Source organism: candidate division WOR-3 bacterium, assembly GCA_016934535.1.
In the GTDB taxonomy this organism is placed as follows: domain Bacteria; phylum SDB-A; class SDB-A; order SDB-A; family SDB-A; genus JAFGIG01.
This window is the reverse complement of sequence record JAFGSQ010000042.1, coordinates 1-19563: the sequence shown is the minus strand read 5'-3', so window position 1 is coordinate 19563 and position 19563 is coordinate 1. Positions and strand designations below refer to the sequence as shown.

Sequence of the window (19563 nt, the reverse complement as noted above, 5' to 3'; positions counted from 1 at the left end):
TAAACGCGCTGTTCAATAAACATTTGACGATTCAAAATTTGCGGAAGAAGGAAGCACTTGACAATTAAGAAAAATATCTCAGCTTTTCCTTTGTATGTCCTGCTTCTCATTATTCTTGTGCCCGTGTCATTTTTGATGTTCTGGTTTTCCATGATGCTTATGGAAAACGGCGAAAAAGCCATTCTTTCGATGACAGAGAAGGAACTGCTTGCTCTTTCAGAAGCATACAATCAAAGCATTCAACAGTTGTATTCTTCGGGCCAGCTTCAGGAGAAGCTTTTGAAACTGTCCGCTCTATCTTCGGCTCACATGATCGCTCGATATCCGGAAATTACAGGAGGTCAGTTGAAAAGCCTGGCTCTCGAAAACCACTTTGCAAGGATAGATGTTCTAGACAGCTCCGGCAGGGTAATAGCATCATCTTCAGAGAATTTGGAAATACCTTATTATCCCGGATTGAAATTCCTGACGAGTGCCAGAAGAAATGAAATAATAATCTGGTCGACCGAAAGATCCGATTCAATCATCGGAATTCCTTTCAGAAGCTATAAGCTGGCGGCAGTGAGAACAGAAAACAACGGAGCCGTAGTTGTTTATCTTGATGAATCTTTCGTGGCTTCGGTTATGACATACGCTTCGGTGTCAAAGCTGGTAAAGGACGTCGGGACTTCTCCCGGATTTGCATACGTCGCAGTGCAGGGTTTCGAAGGAATAATTTCAGCGTCGGGGAGAATATCGCAATTGTCGAAAATCGAAGATGACTCTACTTTGCTTTCCGTCGTTCGAATACAAAGAGCAAAAGTCCGCGAGATGGATTTCAGAGGAAAAAACATTTATGAAGTCGTTTCCCCGCTGAGTTACGAGGGAGTTCCTAAAGGCGTTATCAGAATAGGGATTTATCTTGACGACTACAAAAAAATAATATCGGAATACCGACAGCGGATTTTGCTCATGTTTGTGTTTTTATGGCTCACGGTGTTTTTTTCGATAATTGCTTCTGTTTTCGGCTTAAGATATTTTTCCGTTAGAAAGGAGCTTCATTCAGCCGAAAGTGTCACAAGCAAACTTGTGGATTCGGCCAACTACGGTATATTCATCGTTAATAGAGACCGAAAATTCATCAGGGTCAATGAATACGGACGGAATTTATTCGGGTTCGGCAATAAAGACGTAAGAAAAATCAAATACGGGGATTACTTCAAGGAAGACGAGCTTTTTATTGGCAGAACTTCAGAAACAGAGAGAGAAATAAAAGACCTTCTCGTCAACATAACTCTGCCTTCCGGAAAAAGAGATGAATTTTTACTTGACACAGTTATATTGAGAAATCGGGACGAAATAATAGGAACCGTGTCCCTGCTCAAAGATTTCAGATATTTTAAAATTGAAAAAGAACTGGAAACAGAAAAGGAAAAATTAAAAGACATTTCTCAAATGACCTCGACGATAGCACACGAGCTCAGGAATCCTCTCAACGCTGTATCAATTGCTGCCCAAAGGCTTGAAATGGAACTCGAACTCGGCGAGGATGACGAAAGAAAATCAGTTCTGTCCATGCTTTCATCTGCAGTCGGCACACTCGAAAGAAAACTGGGAAATCTCCTGATGTTCGCAAAAACCGCGAAATCTTCTGGTATGCCTGTCGATGTCCTGCAAGTATTGTCAGATTTGAAAAAAATACACGGTCTTGTATCGATAGAAGTATCGAGCGATTCGGATGAAATAATTATTTACGGTGATAAAACCGACTTTTACAGACTGTTCGACAACATGATAGATAATTCGGTAAAAGCCGGAGCGAGAAATATTTTTGTGTCTTTACAAGACAGAGGAAAATTCCTCGATGTAGAATTTAAAGACGACGGACAGGGGATAAAGGAGATACATTCGGGAAGTGTATTCGAACCCTATTTTACAACTTCTCCATCCGGTACCGGCCTCGGTCTTTACATAGTTAAAAAGATAGTCGAAGAATACGAAGGAAATATCTGTTTGGAATCTTTTGCGGATAATGGAGCCGTGTTCAAGTTCACTCTGTCTAAAAATGAGAAGAGCACCGGTGAAAAAAACATTTAAACTGCTCGTCGTTGACGATGAAAAAGATCAAAGAGATCTTCTCGCAGGTGCTCTCACCAAGGAAGGATACGAAGCTCTGGCCGCTGCTGGATTCGACGAAGCGAAAGCGCTTTTCGATGGCTCTCTCGTAGACATGGTAATTACGGATCAAAAACTCGGGGGCGGCAAAGATGGTCTTTCCATTCTCGAACACTGCCGTAGGACAAACCCTGAAATACCTGTAGTTCTTATAACTGCTTACGGGAACATAGACAGTGCTGTCACGGCGATGAAATACGGCGCGTATTATTATATGACAAAACCTATAAAACTTGGAGAATTAACCGAACTGGTTAAGAAAGCACTGAAAGAGCTTGAGATTATAAGGGAAAGCAGAATTCTACAGGACATGTATGTGGAAGAATTTTCCGAACACCCTATAGTTGCGCAAAGCAGAGAGATGAAGGAAGTACTTTCCCTGGTATCGCGTGTGGCTAACTATAACATATCAGTCCTCCTGACCGGCGAAAGCGGCGTGGGAAAAGAGGTCGTAGCGAGAGCCATACACAAAACTTCTTCGAGAAAGGAGAATCCTTTCATTGCGGTTAATTGTTCGGCAATTCCGGAAACGCTTCTCGAGGCGGAATTGTTCGGAGCAGAGAAAGGAGCATACACCGGTGCCGTAACTTCGAGAAAAGGCAGATTGGAACTTGCCGAAGGAGGATCTCTTTTTTTGGATGAAATCGGGGACATCACGCCCACGATACAGGTCAAGCTGCTGAGGTTCTTGTCGGAAAAGACATACGAAAAACTGGGAGGGGAGAAGACCATTGAAGCTGATGTAAGAATAATAGCCGCGACGAATAAAGATCTGATTTCAGAAATGAAAAACGGCAGGTTCAGAGAAGATTTGTTTTACAGGCTCAACGTAGTCAACATAGAAATACCTCCGCTCAGAGACAGGAGAGAAGACATTATTCCTCTTGCAAAGAGAATTATGAAAAATCTCTCGGAAAAAATTCCCGAAAAAAAAGGATTGCAACTTTCGTGGGAAGCTGAAAAAAAACTGATAACCTGTCAATGGCAGGGAAACATCAGAGAGCTGGAAAACACCATTCAAAGAGCTTTTGTTTTAGCGAGAGAAAACGTCATAAATGTTTCGGATTTTTCGTTTGCAAAAGAAACGGAAGATTTATCGCTCGAGGCTGTTGAAAAAAAACACATAGAGAGAATTCTCGCTGTCACATCCGGAAACTTTCAGAAAGCAGCAGACATCTTAAAAATTCACAGGAACACACTCAGAGAGAAAATGAAGGGACACGGATTGAAGTGATCGCGGTTATTCTGCTGTTTTTCGGGCTTTCAGGCCAAGCAACAATCGTCAACTATTCCTGCGGAAAAATGCTGTACGACTGGCTTTCGAAAAAAGTCATTCTTTGTGATTCAGCTTACGTGGAATACGGAGACATAAAGCTTTACGGAGACACAATTATTTTTTACCCGGAAGAGAAAATCGTTGAAGTCATTGGCAGCATGAGGATTATACAAAAAGATCAGGAACTATCCGGAGAACACATGATTTTCAACATAGATACCAAATACGGTATAGTAGACGCTGGAAGAACAGCCATAACGGAAGGTTTTTTCACGGGGGACACTGTTTGGCAGGTAAAAGGGGACCTGTGGTTCGTTTCAAGGGGGACATTCACCACATGCGACGAAGAAGAACCGCATTATCACTTTTGGGGAAGAGCGATGGTCGTGGAGCAAAACGGAATGCTCATCGCTGAACCCGTCGTTCTTTTCATAGGCGACGTTCCCGTTTTTGCACTGCCCTGGTGGTTTTTCCCCATAAAAAGAGGAAGGTACAGCGGATTCCTTTTTCCAAACGTCGGGAACAGTTCCACGGAAGGACGGTACGTAAAAAACATTGCGTACTTCTGGGCAATCAACGACTATTCTGACGCTACTTTTTCAGTAGACATAATGGAAAAAAAAGGTGCGAGATTCAATGTCTCCGGAATATATCTTGTCAATCCTTATCTCTCCGGAAATTTTGGTTTTGCATACATCAGGGAAACGGACACAGGAATCGAAAGGTGGAGAATTGAAGGAAATCATTTTCATAAATGGAATTCAACCACCCAGATACTTGCCAGAGCTGACTGGCAAAGCGACAAGAGGTATAGAATCGATTACGGCACGGATGTTCTGGTAGATCTCAACAAACAAACTTCGTCTTATCTGTCCGTTTCAAAAAACTGGAAATTGCTGACAGGTCAGATGTTGTTGCTCAGAACAGAGGATTTGCTTGCGGACAAGGTGTTTTACAGAATGCCTGAAATGACATACACCGTTTTTTCAAAAAGAATATTTTCAGGTATAGACCCTGTGAATCTGTATTTTTCGAATTCCGGAAGATACTTGAGAACCGTGGAAAGCGACACCGCGGGTTCATTCAGGACTGATGAAGTAAGCATGAGCGCCGGTTTGCAGAATCCCGTGAAAATTTTCGGCTTTTTCAACTTAAATCCGAGTGTAAACGGAAACGCCTGGGTCCGAAAATCAGACACCAGCAGTTCATATTTGTACACAAGAGCCTGGTCTTCTACCGTGTCCGTTTCGACTTTTATTTACGGTTTGACTGACTGGAGCGCTGGATCGCTCAAAAGGATAAGACATGTATTGAATCCAGCCGTCTCATACACATATTCTCCGCCAGCCGTTTCGGGAACCTTCGGAGATACAACGTATCAGTTTTCCGTAGGGAATACAGTGTCGAGAATGAATTTTTCTCTTCAGCAGTCTTTTCAGATGAAATGGCAGAGCGGAGAAGTGCCCAGAAAATACGAATTATTTTCGCTGGGAACTTCCATAAACTACGATTTTGAAAAAGACGAAAAGCAATTTTCCGATCTTTCGCTTTCTCTCAACAGCAGATTTTCAGAAAAATTTACTATATCTTGTAGGTGGTTATATGATCCTTACACATTCGAAAGGTTGTTTTCGTCTTACTATCTGACGGCGTATTTTTCGGGAGATATCGCGAGCAGTTATTATTTTGACGACAAAAGCCATCCGTGGAACTTTATCGCTTCGTATTCATACTCGAAGGACAGATTTTCGAAAAACCAGCAGGTCTGGTTCACAGCCGGTTTCGATCCTACTGACAACTGGAAGGTTACTTACAGCGCGAGATGGGATATAGAAAAAAACAGCATGGTCAATCAATCACTTAGTGTTTACAGGGATCTCCATTGCTGGGAAGCCTTTTTTACCTGGCAGAAGTTTGGTGATGCATGGAATTATTCGTTCACTGTCAGAATAAAATCGATTCAGGACGTCAAAATTATGAGAAGCATGGTCAGCTTTTTTGTACCCCGTATATAGTATTAATTCCAAAAATTTATTAAATAGTGTATAAAAAACATTGACAAATACAATGTTTTGTGGTTCTGTGATTATTGATAAACAGTCAACAAACCTTAAAGGGAGGTTGGTAGAATGAACAAAGGCGAATTGATAGATAGAATTGCTGCCGAAACAAAATTGACAAAAACGCAGTCTCAGAAAGCTCTTGAAAGTTTTATCGGCGCCGTTCAAGACTCTCTGAAAAAAGGCAAGAAAGTGACATTGGTGGGATTCGGCACTTTTGGAGTGAAAAACAGAAAAGCGCGTAAAGGAAGAAATCCCCAGACTCAGCAAGTAATTAAAATCAAAGCGAAAAAAGTTCCTCATTTCTCTCCTTCTTCATCACTGAAGACAATGGTTGACAAGACGAAAAAATAAAAGGATCGGTGCGGGAGAAAATATGTTTAGCCTCCGCCTCAAGCAGGCGGAGTTTTTTTCTTAAAGCTATAAATGCTGATTTTTCTGAATTAATCCCCAATGTAGACGAGACTCCGTTTAAAAACGAAAATCCGGAAAGATACGCGCGCCGGATATCTGAAACAAAGTTTAATGATGCCGTTAATAAATGCGGGAAAGATGTGTTTATTGTCAGCGCAGATACTGTCGTTTCTCTGAATGATGAAATCCTGGTAAAACCTGAAAACCGGACCCTGGCGAAAAGCCATCTCGAAAGACTTTCCGGAATCTTTCACACCGTAACAACAGCTGTAACTTGCGGATACGAAAACGATTACACAACTGAAGTGTCGGTTACCTGGGTTCATTTCAAACAGTTGACTGAAAAAGACATTAGATTGTATCTTGATAGCGGAGAATGGTACGGAAAAGCAGGAGGTTACGCGATACAGGGGCTTGGCAGTTTCATGATTGACTGTGTAAAAGGATTTGTCGATAACGTAGTAGGATTTCCGCTTGCTTTGTTTATTTCTATGGCTGAAAAGTATGGAATCACTGTCTAAGGATGAACTGGCTCTACTTTGCTGCCTTTTGATCGTTTTTTCAATAGGGATATTCGGCTTGATGATAAGGGAAAAAAGAAAAAGCCGGCTAGAATTCATAAGCGAACACGAAAATGGGAGTTCTGCTTTTATTTTTCTGCAGGAGAAAACAGCTTTTTTACAGGAGATCTGTTTTAGAGACACGATTGTCGATTCATCTTGTTTGCCTGTAGACACTGTTTTAACGTCTGTCATGTCCGGAGAACAAGAGAGCATTCCGGAAGCTCGTGAAAATCAGAGCGCTCCTCTTGCAACAGTGAACATAAACTCCTCTGACGCCAGAATGCTCGAAACACTTCCCGGAATAGGTCCGGTTATTGCACAAAGAATAATTGATTACAGAAACGAGCACGGTCCGTTCTCGAGAAAACAGGACATACAGAACGTCAGGGGTATTGGACCCGCGAAGTATTCAAAAATTGAAAGTTTAATAACTCTTTGAACTTTTTAAAGCCAATGTGTAAAAGACAAAAAATGTCTGATCACGATCAATTTAATTGACAAAACAAGAACAGCATTTAATAATTTTTTATCGGTAAAAGATATTTATGAAAATTGGCGAAATTCTTGTAACTGAAAAGCTGATTACAAAAGATCAGCTTGATAAGGCCCTCGTGGAACAGCAGCGAAGGGGCACTGGCAGATTGGGTAGTATTCTTATACACCTCGGTTATATTAAAGAAGCACAACTTGTGCAGACTCTCGGAAAAAAACTTCACGTACCGGGTATCGAGATAGGCATTCTCAATCTGGACAGGAACATTATTAAACTGGTCCCCGCGAACATGGCTTTGAAACATCAGATGATACCAATTTCCAGGGTGGGGAAAACACTGAGGATAGCAATGGTCAATCCGTTCGATCAAGGTGCTATTGAAGCCGTCAGGTTTGGACTCGGATATGAGATAGAACCTGTCGTCGCGGCTGAAATAGCCGTTTTGAATGCGTTGAGCAAATATTATAAGGTTCAGGGAGCCCTCGACGTGGTTACTTCGACAGTAGAAGTTGTCGACGACGCGGACATACTTCAAGGTGCAGATTCGGTGGAAATCGGCAAAGGCATAATGGATCTCGACAGGCTCGAAAGCGAATCAAAAGCGCCCGCCCAGCAGTTTGTTTCAAAAATGCTGAAAATGGCTGTTGACAAAAAATGTTCAGACTTTCACATAGAACCGTATGAAAAAGAACTGCGTGTCCGTTTCAGAATTGACGGACTTCTTCACGAGATTGCATCCCCCAACTTTGCCCTGGGGCAGAGCATAACAACGTACATAAAACTTTTAGGAGGCATGAAACCGGACGAGAGAAGAAGACCACAGGACGGAAGATTGACAATGAAATCAGGGAGCAGGCTGGTCGATTTCAGGATGGCGGTGATCCCGACAATTTTCGGAGAGAAAATCGCAGTCAGAGTGCTGGATAAATCAAACGTCAGCTTCAAGATAGACGAACTCGGAATGGACATGAGGGGATTTGAGTATTTCAAAAAAGCCATACATAATCCTTATGGAATAATCATCGTAAGCGGACCAAGCGGATGCGGGAAGACCACGACATTGTATGCCGGGATGACAGAAATAAACAGCGTCGAAATAAACATAACAACAGCAGAAGACCCCGTCGAGTATATACTTCAGGGAATAAATCAGGTTCAGATGAGCCAGTCGGCGGGACTGACTTTCGCTTTGGCTCTCAGGGCTTATTTGAGACAGGACCCGAACGTGATAATGGTGGGAGAAATAAGGGACAGAGAAACCGCCGAAATAGCTGTCAGAGCGTCTCTGACAGGTCATCTTGTCATGTCTTCAGTCCACAGCAATACTGCGGCGGCGACAGTGACGAGACTTATAGATATGGGAGTCGAACCGTTTCTAATCGCTTCAACGCTCACTCTCGTGGTCGCTCAAAGACTTATAAAAAAGACCTGTCCTCACTGCCGCAGGCAAATAAGAATTTCCGAGCAGGTGCTCAAGGAGGTTGGAGTCGATCCGACAAGATTCAGCCAAGTCGCGCTTTTCAAGGGAGTAGGCTGTGAAATGTGCCAAAAAACAGGCTACGCGGGAAGAAAAGCCATTTTTGAGGTGATGTATATGTCTCCCAGGCTGAAAGAACTGGTTCTCAGCAGGGCTACGACTGACGAACTGAACAAAACGGCAGTTGAAGAAGGGATGCTGACTTTGAGAGAACACGGTTTCATGTCGGTCATGGGGCAGGAAACAGACATCGAAGAAGTCATAAAAGAAACGGCGGAGCTCTGATGGCCAAGGAACTTTTGAACGCACTGTTGAACGCGAGACTGATAACGAAAAGCCAGATTAACGCGGTCGAAGAAAAAAGGAACGAAACCGGTGATTCGGATATAGCGGTTTTAATTAAAAGCGGCCACATCTCCGAACAGAGATTGATGTCTTTTTTCGCAAAAGACTACAATTTTAAAGCTATAGATCTCACCGAACAGAATCCTGATCCCGTTGTACTCGAGCTTATCAAACCTGAAATAGCGAATAAGTACAGGATATTCCCTGTTCAAAGAAAGGGAAAATCGCTTGTTCTAGGAATGGTCAATCCTCTCGACGAAGAAGCTTTCGCCGAAGTCAGTTTCCTTACGGGACTGAATCCGGAAAGATGTTACGTACGCGACAGCCAGATGCAAAAATATCTGGAAAAGTATTATCCTCTGCACGGAGGAGGATTGGTTGCGATGGAAAGCCAGGCGACAACCGAAAAAGACAGAGGAGATCTGCAGGTAGAGGAAGAATACGAAGAAGAAGTGTCTTTCGGTACGTCTTCTCAGGCCGCCGATTTCGTCAAATACATAATTGACGACGCGGTTGCGAGAAAGGCCAGTGATATACACATTGAATTCATTGGTAAAAGACAGAGAGTGAGGATGAGAATTGACGGCGTTTTGCAGGAAGTCGTCGACGCCCCCGGAAAATTCAGTCTCGCCATAATTCAAAGAGTGAAGATACTTTCAAAAATGGACATTTCCGAACATTTCAAACCCCAGGACGGCAGGATACAATGGCGTTTCAGAGGAAGAGACATAGACCTCAGGGTAAGTGTCATTCCAACGGTTATAGGCGAAAAGATAGTGATGAGAATACTTGACAAAAGCAGCCTTATGGTGGATTTGAAAGACCTCGGTTTTTCTGAAAAATCCAGAAAATATTTCGAAGACTCCCTCGAAAGACCCTACGGAATTATTCTGATTACGGGGCCTACGGGAAGCGGAAAATCAACGACTCTTTATTCAGCTCTGAGCAGGCTTAACAGACCAAACATTCAGATACTAACGGTAGAAGATCCCGTTGAGTATAACCTCAGAGGAATAAACCAGGTCCCAATTAACGCCGATATAGGTTTTGATTTCCCGAGCGCTTTAAGATCGATCCTCAGGCACGCTCCTGACATCGTAATGGTAGGAGAAATAAGGGACACCGAAACAGGGGAAATCGCCATCAGGGCCGCTCTTGCAGGACAGCTGGTCCTTTCGACCATTCACACTAACGACGCTCCGTCTACGGTGAACAGGCTTGTCGACATGGGGGTGAAACCTTTTCTGGTCGCGGCGTCTTTGAATCTGATTCAAGCCCAGAGGCTCGTGAGAAAGATATGTTCGAACTGCAAGGCGCCTTTTGTTTATCCGGAAAAATTTTTGGTGGAAGTAGGCCTGTCCGAGGAAGAGATAAAAAATTCCGTGTTCTACAAAGGAAGAGGGTGCGGGACTTGCAACAACACAGGATATAAAGGGAGGGTCGCCATAACAGAGGTTATGCCGATTTCAAAGAAACTCAGGCAAATGGTCGTCGACAACGAATCTTCGACGGCGTTGAAGAGAGCTGCGGAAGAAGAAGGCATGGTGTCCATGAGAAACGACGCGCTCGACAAGGTAAAAAAAGGGCTGACGACCCTTGAAGAAATGATTCGCGAAACATCTTCGCTGTAACAGGAGGAAACATGGCGACTATAAGCATAGAAAATCTGCTCAGGGAAATGGTGGAAAGAAAAGCATCGGACCTTCATTTGACCGTGGGCTCTCCTCCTGTATTCAGGATAGACGGCGACATACTGCCTTCACAATATCCTAAACTGTCTCCTGACAGCGCTCAAGCCCTTGTTTATTCCATTCTCAACGACGAACAGAAGAAGAAATTCGAAAACGAACACGAACTGGATCTGAGTTTCGGAATACCCGGAGTAAGCAGATTCAGAGCCAACGCATTCCTTCAGAGAGGCAACGTATCAATGGCCATAAGGACAATCCCTTTCGAAATACTGTCTTTCGACAAACTCGGCCTGCCGAGGATAGTTGCGGAATGGGCAAATTATGCAAAAGGTCTCGTCCTTGTTACCGGTCCGACGGGTAGCGGCAAGTCTACAACTCTAGCGGCTCTCATAAATAAAATAAACATGGAAAAGAAAAAACACATAGTGACCGTCGAAGATCCTATCGAATACACTTTTCAGCACAGAACGTGCATAGTCAATCAAAGGCAGGTCGGGTCGGACACCAAATCCTTTACTTCGGCTTTGAAATACGTCCTCAGACAGGACCCCGATGTAGTCATGGTCGGCGAGATGAGAGACCTCGAAACAACTGAAGCGGCACTCACTATAGCAGAAACAGGACACTTGACCTTCGGTACGCTTCACACGAATTCGGCGGTAGAAAGCATTAACAGAATTATAGATATTTTTCCGACAAACAGACAGTCTCAGGTCAGGTCCCAGCTCGCTTTTGTTCTCAGAGCGGTGCTTACACAAGCTTTGATCCCGAAAATCAAAGGAGGCAGAGCGCTGACCATGGAAATACTAGTAATCACGCCGGCGGTCTCGGCTTTGATAAGAGAGGATAAAATCCATCAGATTTACAATTTCATGCAGGCCGGAAAGAAATTCGGAATGATGACAATGAACGAATGCCTTCTCGACCGCTGGTCGAAAAAGGATATTAATCTTGATCAGGCTTTTGCCAACTCGAGGAATCCGGAGGAACTCGAGAGAATGATGGAAGATTTCAGAAAAACAAAGAAATAAAATAGTCAGGAGGTTTCCATGGCTGTCTTCGTGTTTAAAGGTGTTAGAAGCGACGGTAGTGAGGAGTCTGGAGAACTCACTGCCTCCTCGATACAGGACGCCAAAATTCAGCTCAGATCGAAAAAAATAACTCCGATCACCATAAAGAGAAAAGACACTCTCTACAACAGGATGAAAGAAGTCCAGCTTACGACTGGTATCGGAACCAAAGAAATGGCGGCTTTCACGAGACAATTTGCGACCATGATAAATGCGGGTCTTCCTTTGATGAGATGTCTTGAGATATTAAACGAACAGGAAGAGAACGCGGGTTTCAAAAAGGTGCTAAAAGAACTTTCCGGGGACGTCGAAGGAGGAACGACTCTCGCCGAGGCTATGAGAAAGCACAAAAGATTTTTTTCCGATCTTTACGTGAACATGGTCGAAGCCGGCGAAAAGGGCGGTGCTCTCGACACCATCCTCTTAAGGCTTGCCACTTACCTGGAAAAATCCGCGGCATTGATGGCAAAAATCAGAGGCGCCATGATCTATCCGACAATGATAACAATAGTGACCATTTTAGCTGTTGCGACGATTCTCGTGTTCGTTCTTCCGACATTCAAGTCTATGTTCGAGGGTCTTGGAGCGGATCTTCCTTTACCGACGCAGATAGTAATGATGATTTCAAACGTACTGAGAGGAAATTTTGTACTGTTTTTGATCGTAATAGCCGGTATTATAGTCGGATACAAACTTGGTGTTAGAACCAAGAAAGGATTGTTGATTAAAGACAAAGTAATGCTGCTTGTCCCTGTGTTCGGACCGCTTATCAGAAAATCTTCCATAGCGAGATTTTCGAGAACTCTTTCGACTCTTCTGTCAAGCGGTGTCGCTATTCTCGATTCGCTCGAAATAACTGCCAAGACAGCGGGGAATTCTCTTGTAGAAAATGCTATTTACGCCGCAAGAACATCCATCAGCGAAGGAGAAGACATTTCAGGACCACTCGCGAGAGAGAAAATATTCCCTCCGATGGTTATTCAGATGGTGAGAATAGGAGAACAGAGCGGACAGTTGGATGTTATGCTGTCAAAAGTCGCCGATTTCTACGACCAGGAAGTTGATCAGGCAGTGGAAAACCTCACGGCCGCTCTTGAGCCAATAATCATGATTGTTCTCGGTGTCGTAATAGGAGGTCTCGTCGTCGCTATGTATCTGCCCATTTTCACGATGGCGTCGACTTTCATGGAGCACGCGGGCTAATAAATTTCTTGAAAAACTCAGGAATTCCCAGATTTCGCTTGCGGGAAGAGGCGGTAGCTTTCTATCGCCCTTTCTTTTTTTTCCTGATATCTCTGATTGTGTCTCTGCCTTTTGACGGCTCCGCTCCGTTAAATATTTCTTTCATAACATTTATATCATCTTTCAACAGTCTCGCGGAGCTGTACGCTTCAAAAAAGCTCCGTCAGGTATGGTTATTCAATATTGTCCTTGACGCCATCACTGCTTCTGCCGTCATTGTCATGTCCGGAGGCACGGACAGCAGTCTCTACATGCTTTATTTTCTTATTATACTCGTGTTCACAATGAAAAAGGGCGCGAAGGCAGCTTGGACGTCCCTGGCTGTAACGATGGCTTTTTATGTCGTTATTTTGGTGCTTCAGAGTCGGGGTGTTTATTACTTTATTGATGGAAAACTAAGCTTTCTGCAGAAAACATCGACCAAAGACACTGAATCGAATGTGTATGTCATGCAACTATTATACGCATTGCTTTCTTCGGCAATAATAACAGCAATGTCCGTGTGGATGGAAGAAAAATCGGCGGCCAAGACCAGGCAACTCGAATACGTCAGGCACACTACGGACGACATACTGAGGTCAATGAGGGAAGGATTGCTTACTGTCAACAGTTCTTTTGAAACCGTTTTCGTGAATCCTTCATTTATTATGTTCTCGGGTATAGGAATGCTCGCTCCCGGCGACACAATTCCCGAAAAGGCGAAACGATGGTTCGAAGATAAAACGGTTTCAATTGATTTAATAGGTCTCGACGGGAAAAAAAGAAATTTGAAATGCGATCTGAACGAAGTAAAAGATCAAAAAGAGAAAGTAATTGGAAGAATAATGGTCTTGCATGACATTACTGACATCCTGGAAAAAGACAAAAAGCTTAACGAGATAAATCAAATGGCGCTAATAGGGGAAATGAGTGCGAACATAGCCCACGAATTGAGAAATCCTCTCGCTTCAATAAGGGTTTCTATAGATTTACTCTCCAAGAACATCGAAAACAGCGGAAAAGATGTCGCACGAATAGCGAAAAACGAAATTGACAGAATCAACAATTTGATAGAAGACTTTCTTTCATTTTCAAGGCTTCCTGATCCCAAAAAGAAAACTGTATGCCTCAGGGATGTGGTCAATGACGCTGTCAAGGCTTTTTCGATGGCGAAAGAAGATTTGGAAATAGAGACGATGCTATGCCCCCCTGACGTCAGAGTCTTCGCGGATAAAAACCAGCTTAAACAGGTTCTTTTCAATTTGATGAGCAATGCGTATAAAGCTGTCAAGGACAGTGGGAAAAAAAGCATTGAAGTTAGGGTAAAAAAAGCAGGAGAAAAACTCGTTCTTTCAGTTAAGGACAGGGGTACCGGGATAAGACCGCAGGTGTTGTCAAAAATTTTTAATCCTTTCTTCACTGAATCGGACGAAGGAAACGGGCTCGGACTCTCGATAGTAAAAAAGATAGCTGCTATGCACGGATGGGAAGTCAGAGTAGAATCGGAAGAAGGAAAAGGTTCTGAATTTTTTCTGATGTTCGACAGTTATGAGGAGAGGCAGGGACATTGAACAAGAAAATTCTCATTGTAGACGACGAAAAAGGTCTTCTTAAAGTAATTTCAATGGCCTTGTCACAGGAAGGTTTTCAGACTGTCGAGTGCGATTCCGGCTCGTCGGCAATTTCAATGATCGAAAACGAGAATTTTGATATAGTGATAAGCGATATAAAAATGCCTCAAAAAAGCGGAATAGACGTTCTTGAGACGGTTAAAAAGAATTCTCCGAACACCGGATTTATTCTGCTTACGGCTTACGCCTCTATCGAATCGGCAGTCCAGGCGCTAAGATTCGGAGCGGACGATTATCTTATGAAACCTTTTGACGTCAGTGAACTCATAGCCAGAGTGAGAAAAACCATTGAAAAATACTCCATTCAGAGAGAAGCGCAGTATTTCAGAAATCTCTTTTTCGACGGCAATAAAAAAATAATCGGGCTTGATTCCGGACTATTTTCAATAATCGAAAAACTAAAAAAGGTCGCCCCCACCGACGTAACAATAACACTCAGCGGTGAAACAGGAACGGGCAAGGAAATGATAGCGAAACTAATACATCAATGGAGCGTCCGAAGAAATAAACCCATGGTTACCGTCAATTGCGCCGCCATACCGGAAACTCTTCTTGAAAGCGAGCTTTTTGGGCACAAAAAAGGATCTTTTACAAGTGCTCACGCCGATAAGGACGGTTTATTCAAAATAGCCGACGGAGGAACGCTGTTTCTGGATGAAATAGGAGAAATTCCTGTTTCAACGCAAGTCAAGGTACTCAGAGCCATTCAGGAGAAAGAAATAAATCCGATAGGATCCACATCATCTCTGAAAATAGATGTCAGAATTATTGCGGCGACAAACAGAGACTTGAAAAAGCTTCTGGACGCCAAGAAATTCAGAGAAGATCTCTACTACAGGATCAACGTCGTCAGTGTTGAAATCCCGCCGCTCAGGTCGAGAAGAGAAGATATAATTCCGATTGCCGAATATTTTGTCGGTTACTTCTCGAGAAAGCACGGATTGAAAAGAAAACTTTCTTCGGAATCCGAGAGATTCCTTCTTTCCAGACCATGGAAAGGCAATATCAGGGAACTTGAGAACTTCATTGAAAAAGCAGTCATTCTATCGGACGGAGAGACGATAAACCTTGGTGATTTCAGCGAGGAAGCTGGAAAGGAAAATTACGGTTTCGGTTCTCTCGATGATATTGAGAGAGAAGCCATTCAAAAAACGCTGAAATTGTGCAAAGATAATAAGAACAGAGCTGCAAGCGTTCTCGGAATTGACGTTTCCACGCTTTACAGAAAGATGAAAAAATATGGCTTTGATTGAAAAAAAAGAAAAGAAATTTGAAATACTTCTGAACTCTGTCGTTTTCTTTTTTTTAATAATTCTCTCGGTTTTCAACGGAAGCGTTCATGCGTTCGGTCCGTTGACTCTTGAAATAACTTCCGTGGCGCTTTTCGGATTCTACGTTTACTACTACGTAAACAAAAATTTCGTTCTGTACAGATCAAAGTATATGCTGATTTTAGGCGTTCTCGCTTTGTGGTCTCTGATATCGGCGTGGCTTTCAGACACGCCTTACGGAAGCGCCGAGAGATGGAGAGAATGGTTGGCTTTTTTCGGGTTGATATTTTTGGCCAACCAATTCCTTAAAGATAAACTGAAAACCGGCGCGTTTCAGATATTTTTGACCGTCTTCGGATCAGCGCAGGCAGCCTTGGGAATTATTCAGTTCGCAACGGGTATGACTTCGAGGGCGGCGGGAACTTTCGGTACTTATTCAAATTTCTATTCTCACTTTCTTGGAGCGTGCCTTATAGCTTCTGTACATCTTTTCTTCAAAAACAGAAATCTTCGAACGAAAAATGAATTGTTTGTTCTCTTTTTGCCTGTTTTTATGATATCGACGGCACTTGTACTTTCCGGATCAAGGGTCGTGGTTTTTTTATTGTTTCCTCTGGCTTTTATGAGTAGAAGCTGGTTAAAAAGGACGGGAATTATAATGGCCGGGATTGGCCTTGTGATTGCCGTTCTTATTGTTTTAAAAAAATTCGGAGGAAGAGATATTCTCGGGGGAGATCCTTATCATATGACACGACTTCTGATATGGAAACAGAGCATTCAGCTTATAGCGATGAAACCTTTTTTTGGGTTTGGACCGGGATCTTTTCAATTTGCAGCACTTCTGAAAAATTTTCCGCAAAACTTCCAGATTTTCAGATACGGCAAATGCGCAGAATACGCTCACAACAACTTCCTCGAAACAGCTGTCGAAGCAGGAATACCAGCGGCAATATTTCTGACGCTCATTATCATCAGAGCCGCAAAAAGCTCTTTCAGAACGCCTTTGAAAGAAAATAAAACCGAATATTCAACTTACATAGTTTTTTGGTTTCTTCTCGTATGTGCCTTCGACACAGTGTTCTATCCGCCTTTGGGAGAATATCTTGGGGCAATTATGATAGGTATTTCCCTGCCGAGAAAAGAAATCAAACTGGCAGGAAAATCCGGATTGAAAATAAAAAGATGGACAGTGGCAATTTTGACTTTATATGTATTGTGGGTTCTCGGAGCCTTTGTATCGGAACTAGTATACACAAAAATAGTCCGTGACATAGAATCAGGGAACACGGACAGGGTAATTTCAGCCCAAGTTGCCCTGTCAGCCGTGTCTTACATAGATCCTTTGAATCCCGACATTGATTATCTGAAAAGCTATATTTACGAATATTACTGGATCAGATCAAAAAACACTCTTTGGCTTCAAAAAGCGTTCAAACATTCTCTCAGGTCCTCGATGCTCGAAAGGGATTACAGGAGGTGGAAAAGAACTCTTGTCATTTCTGAAAAGGCGGGAGATTTTGATCAATCATATTTTGTTTCCGGAGAACTCGCGAAACTCGAACCGAACAATGCATTTAATTTGCTGAATCTCGCGCGATATGAAAAAGACGGATTCAAAAAGGTCGAATTGATAAAAAAAGCATTTGAGTTGGAACCGCGATCCATTGCTGTTTTCGAGATGGCATACAGACTGAATATAGTTGGAGATGATGCTGCTGTTTTATGGAATTTAGACAGTTTACTTTCACATAGTTCCAACATTCAGGACACATATTTTGTCAGTGATTTCAGATACGCCGTACCGGTGGCTCAAAGGCTTTTCGACAGGGGATACAAGGAGAGTGCTGAATCGTTTGTAAAAAGGATTATTCCTTTGTATTTTGAAAGCGAGGACTTCATCCTGGCGTACGCTTCTTTTTTAGCAGGTAACAAATTGGGAGAAAGCCTGACGGAATATTTCCGGCAGATTGAAGCAATAGAATTATCTCCCGGCGCGGAAGATTCATTGAGGAGACTCAGGCTTGTTGTTCAATGAGAAAATTACTTTAGCCGCAAGCTTTTTGGTTTCAGTTTTTCTATGCCTGTATACGACGCCTGTAGCCCGGCGTGCAGCTTTGTATTTCGGAATTGTCGACAAACCAGACGAAAAATTGAAAAAACACGGAATACCGACACCGTATCTCGGTGGAATATCGATTTTTGCTTCAATTCTGATATCTGCCTCGGCGTTTCTCTTTTTTGACAACATGGTTCTCGGATTATTGCTCGCCGCAAGCATAATTGTAATCGTCGGCATCCTCGACGATCTGCAGGCGCTAAAGCCTTCGGTAAAACTTGCCGGACAGATATTCGCCGCTTTGACCGTCGTCAAATCCGGAATAATGATTGAAGTTGTCAGTTTGCCCTGGTGGATAAACTTTCCTTTGACAGTATTCTGGCTTCTCACTTGCATGAACGCCTATAATATAATAGATATACTCGACGGAATGTGCTCTCTCACCGCTTTTTTTGCAGCTTTGCTCATAGCCTTTTTTGCGTTTGCAGAATCGGATTATCAGGTGGCATCTTTGGCTCTCATATTATGCGGAGCTCTTTTGGGATTTTTAAGATACAACAAACCAAAAGCTGTCATTTTCCTCGGTGACGCGGGAAGTATGCTCATTGGTTTGATTATTGGAGCTCTTTCGATGAGAGTAAGCTACAGTTATAATTACAGCGCCGGTATTTTTACACCATTGTTCATTCTGTTCGTTCCGCTTTTCGACCTCGCTTACGTAGTCCTTATAAGGATTGCGAAAAAAAAACCGTTCTATCTTGGATCTCCCGATCATTTCGCGCTCAGAATGAGAAAGAAAGGTTTTTCTGACACTAAAATCCTCGTATTTGTTTCTTTTGCAGCAATTCTCACGGCGGCAGTTTCCCTGTGCCTTGTTTTTGTCAGTCCTCCTGTTTCGATCACAGCGGCGCTGATTTTCATTTTATTGAGCGTCGTGTTCGGTATTTATCTTCTGAAAACGGAGGTCTGAATTGACTGAAAAAACAAACGTCGCAATAGCCGGAGGAGGACTTTCGGGTTTGACGGCGGCGTTTTTTTTACAGAAAAAAAACATCCCTTACATACTCGTCGAAAAAGAAATGAATTTCGGAGGGCTGTGCAGATCCGAGAGATATAAAGATTACATATTCGACTACACGGGTCACCTACTGCATTTTTCGAGAAAAGATGTCCGAAAATTTGTTGAAGGTCTGAATTTAAAGCTTTTAAAACATGACAGAAAAGCATTTATTTTGCATTCTTCAAGAATGATCCCTTATCCTTTTCAAGCCAATCTTGCTCATCTCGAACCGAAGGAAGCCTATCAGGCATTGACGTCATTTCTCAAAAGAGTGAAAAAAAAGAAATACAGGACTACAGATGAATTATTCAGAAGTCTTTTCGGGGACGTGATCTGCGAGTATTTTTTCAATCCTTACAATCACAAGCTATGGACGACTGATTTGTCGATGCTGGCTCCGGACTGGACCGGAAGATTTGTCCCAAAAGTCGAAGAAGACCAGGTTCTGAGGCCTTTCATCTTCAAAAATGAAAAAAACGGAATCGGCTACAACAGCGAATTTTTCTACCCTGAAGGCGGTATTGGATTACTTCCCGCAACTTTGTCTGAAAAACTCTTTTCTGCCTGTTCAGGCGAAAAAATAGTCAAGATATTTTACAAAGATAAAACAATTAAAACTGAAAAACGCGAAATTTCCTACGAAAAACTTGTTTACACCATCCCTCTCAATGTCTTTGCTTCGCTTGCGCATCCTCCATTGAGAGGAGATATGCTGACTGCTTTTAAAAAACTGAAGCACGTAAGCGTTCTCGACATAGAATACGCCCTGAAAGGGAAAAGT

15 protein-coding genes are annotated in these 19563 nt (G+C 42.8%); all 15 read left to right on the top strand.

What is annotated here, in order from left to right; translation table 11 throughout:
• The first annotated feature begins 57 nt into the window (after positions 1-57).
• Positions 58-2076, top strand: a complete 2019-nt coding sequence (locus tag JXL83_06530) for a hypothetical protein (protein ID MBN2363768.1) — start codon at positions 58-60, stop codon at positions 2074-2076.
• The gene (locus JXL83_06525; protein ID MBN2363767.1) at positions 2060-3388 is read left to right on the top strand and encodes a sigma-54-dependent Fis family transcriptional regulator; all 1329 of its coding nucleotides are present in this window, start codon (positions 2060-2062) and stop codon (positions 3386-3388) included. Before JXL83_06530 ends, JXL83_06525 begins: the two co-directional genes overlap by 17 nt.
• Positions 3385-5445 carry an LPS-assembly protein LptD gene (locus JXL83_06520; protein ID MBN2363766.1) on the top strand — a complete coding sequence of 687 codons (2061 nt, stop codon included), beginning with the start codon at positions 3385-3387 and terminating at the stop codon, positions 5443-5445. Before JXL83_06525 ends, JXL83_06520 begins: the two co-directional genes overlap by 4 nt.
• Positions 5446-5559: 114 nt before the next feature.
• Positions 5560-5844, top strand: a complete 285-nt coding sequence (locus JXL83_06515) for an HU family DNA-binding protein (GenBank protein ID MBN2363765.1) — start codon at positions 5560-5562, stop codon at positions 5842-5844.
• An 8-nt stretch (positions 5845-5852) separates the two neighbouring features.
• Entirely contained in the window at positions 5853-6425 is a 573-nt protein-coding gene (maf, locus tag JXL83_06510) for a septum formation protein Maf (protein ID MBN2363764.1), read from the top strand.
• Entirely contained in the window at positions 6409-6906 is a 498-nt protein-coding gene (locus JXL83_06505; GenBank protein MBN2363763.1) for a helix-hairpin-helix domain-containing protein, read from the top strand. The genes maf and JXL83_06505 overlap by 17 nt, the downstream gene beginning before the upstream one ends.
• Before the next feature lie 106 nt (positions 6907-7012).
• Positions 7013-8722, top strand: a complete 1710-nt coding sequence (gene tadA / locus JXL83_06500; GenBank protein ID MBN2363762.1) for a Flp pilus assembly complex ATPase component TadA — start codon at positions 7013-7015, stop codon at positions 8720-8722.
• Positions 8722-10413, top strand: a complete 1692-nt coding sequence (gene tadA / locus JXL83_06495; protein MBN2363761.1) for a Flp pilus assembly complex ATPase component TadA — start codon at positions 8722-8724, stop codon at positions 10411-10413. The genes tadA (JXL83_06500) and tadA (JXL83_06495) overlap by 1 nt, the downstream gene beginning before the upstream one ends.
• A gap of 11 nt (positions 10414-10424) precedes the next feature.
• The gene (locus JXL83_06490; GenBank protein ID MBN2363760.1) at positions 10425-11504 is read left to right on the top strand and encodes a type IV pilus twitching motility protein PilT; all 1080 of its coding nucleotides are present in this window, start codon (positions 10425-10427) and stop codon (positions 11502-11504) included.
• A gap of 18 nt (positions 11505-11522) precedes the next feature.
• Positions 11523-12746: a type II secretion system F family protein gene (locus tag JXL83_06485; GenBank protein MBN2363759.1), complete on the top strand. Its 1224-nt coding sequence runs from the start codon at positions 11523-11525 to the stop codon at positions 12744-12746.
• 38 nt (positions 12747-12784) lie between these two features.
• Positions 12785-14335: a PAS domain-containing sensor histidine kinase gene (locus JXL83_06480; GenBank protein ID MBN2363758.1), complete on the top strand. Its 1551-nt coding sequence runs from the start codon at positions 12785-12787 to the stop codon at positions 14333-14335.
• Positions 14332-15648, top strand: coding sequence for a sigma-54-dependent Fis family transcriptional regulator (locus JXL83_06475; protein ID MBN2363757.1), 1317 nt, complete (start codon positions 14332-14334; stop codon positions 15646-15648). The genes JXL83_06480 and JXL83_06475 overlap by 4 nt, the downstream gene beginning before the upstream one ends.
• Positions 15635-17701, top strand: a complete 2067-nt coding sequence (locus JXL83_06470) for an O-antigen ligase family protein (protein ID MBN2363756.1) — start codon at positions 15635-15637, stop codon at positions 17699-17701. The genes JXL83_06475 and JXL83_06470 overlap by 14 nt, the downstream gene beginning before the upstream one ends.
• A complete protein-coding gene (locus tag JXL83_06465) occupies positions 17688-18692 on the top strand; it encodes an undecaprenyl/decaprenyl-phosphate alpha-N-acetylglucosaminyl 1-phosphate transferase (protein MBN2363755.1) in 1005 nt (334 codons plus the stop codon). The genes JXL83_06470 and JXL83_06465 overlap by 14 nt, the downstream gene beginning before the upstream one ends.
• Position 18693: 1 nt before the next feature.
• Positions 18694-19563: NAD(P)-binding protein (locus JXL83_06460; protein MBN2363754.1), on the top strand; the 870-nt coding region annotated here is incomplete at its 3' end.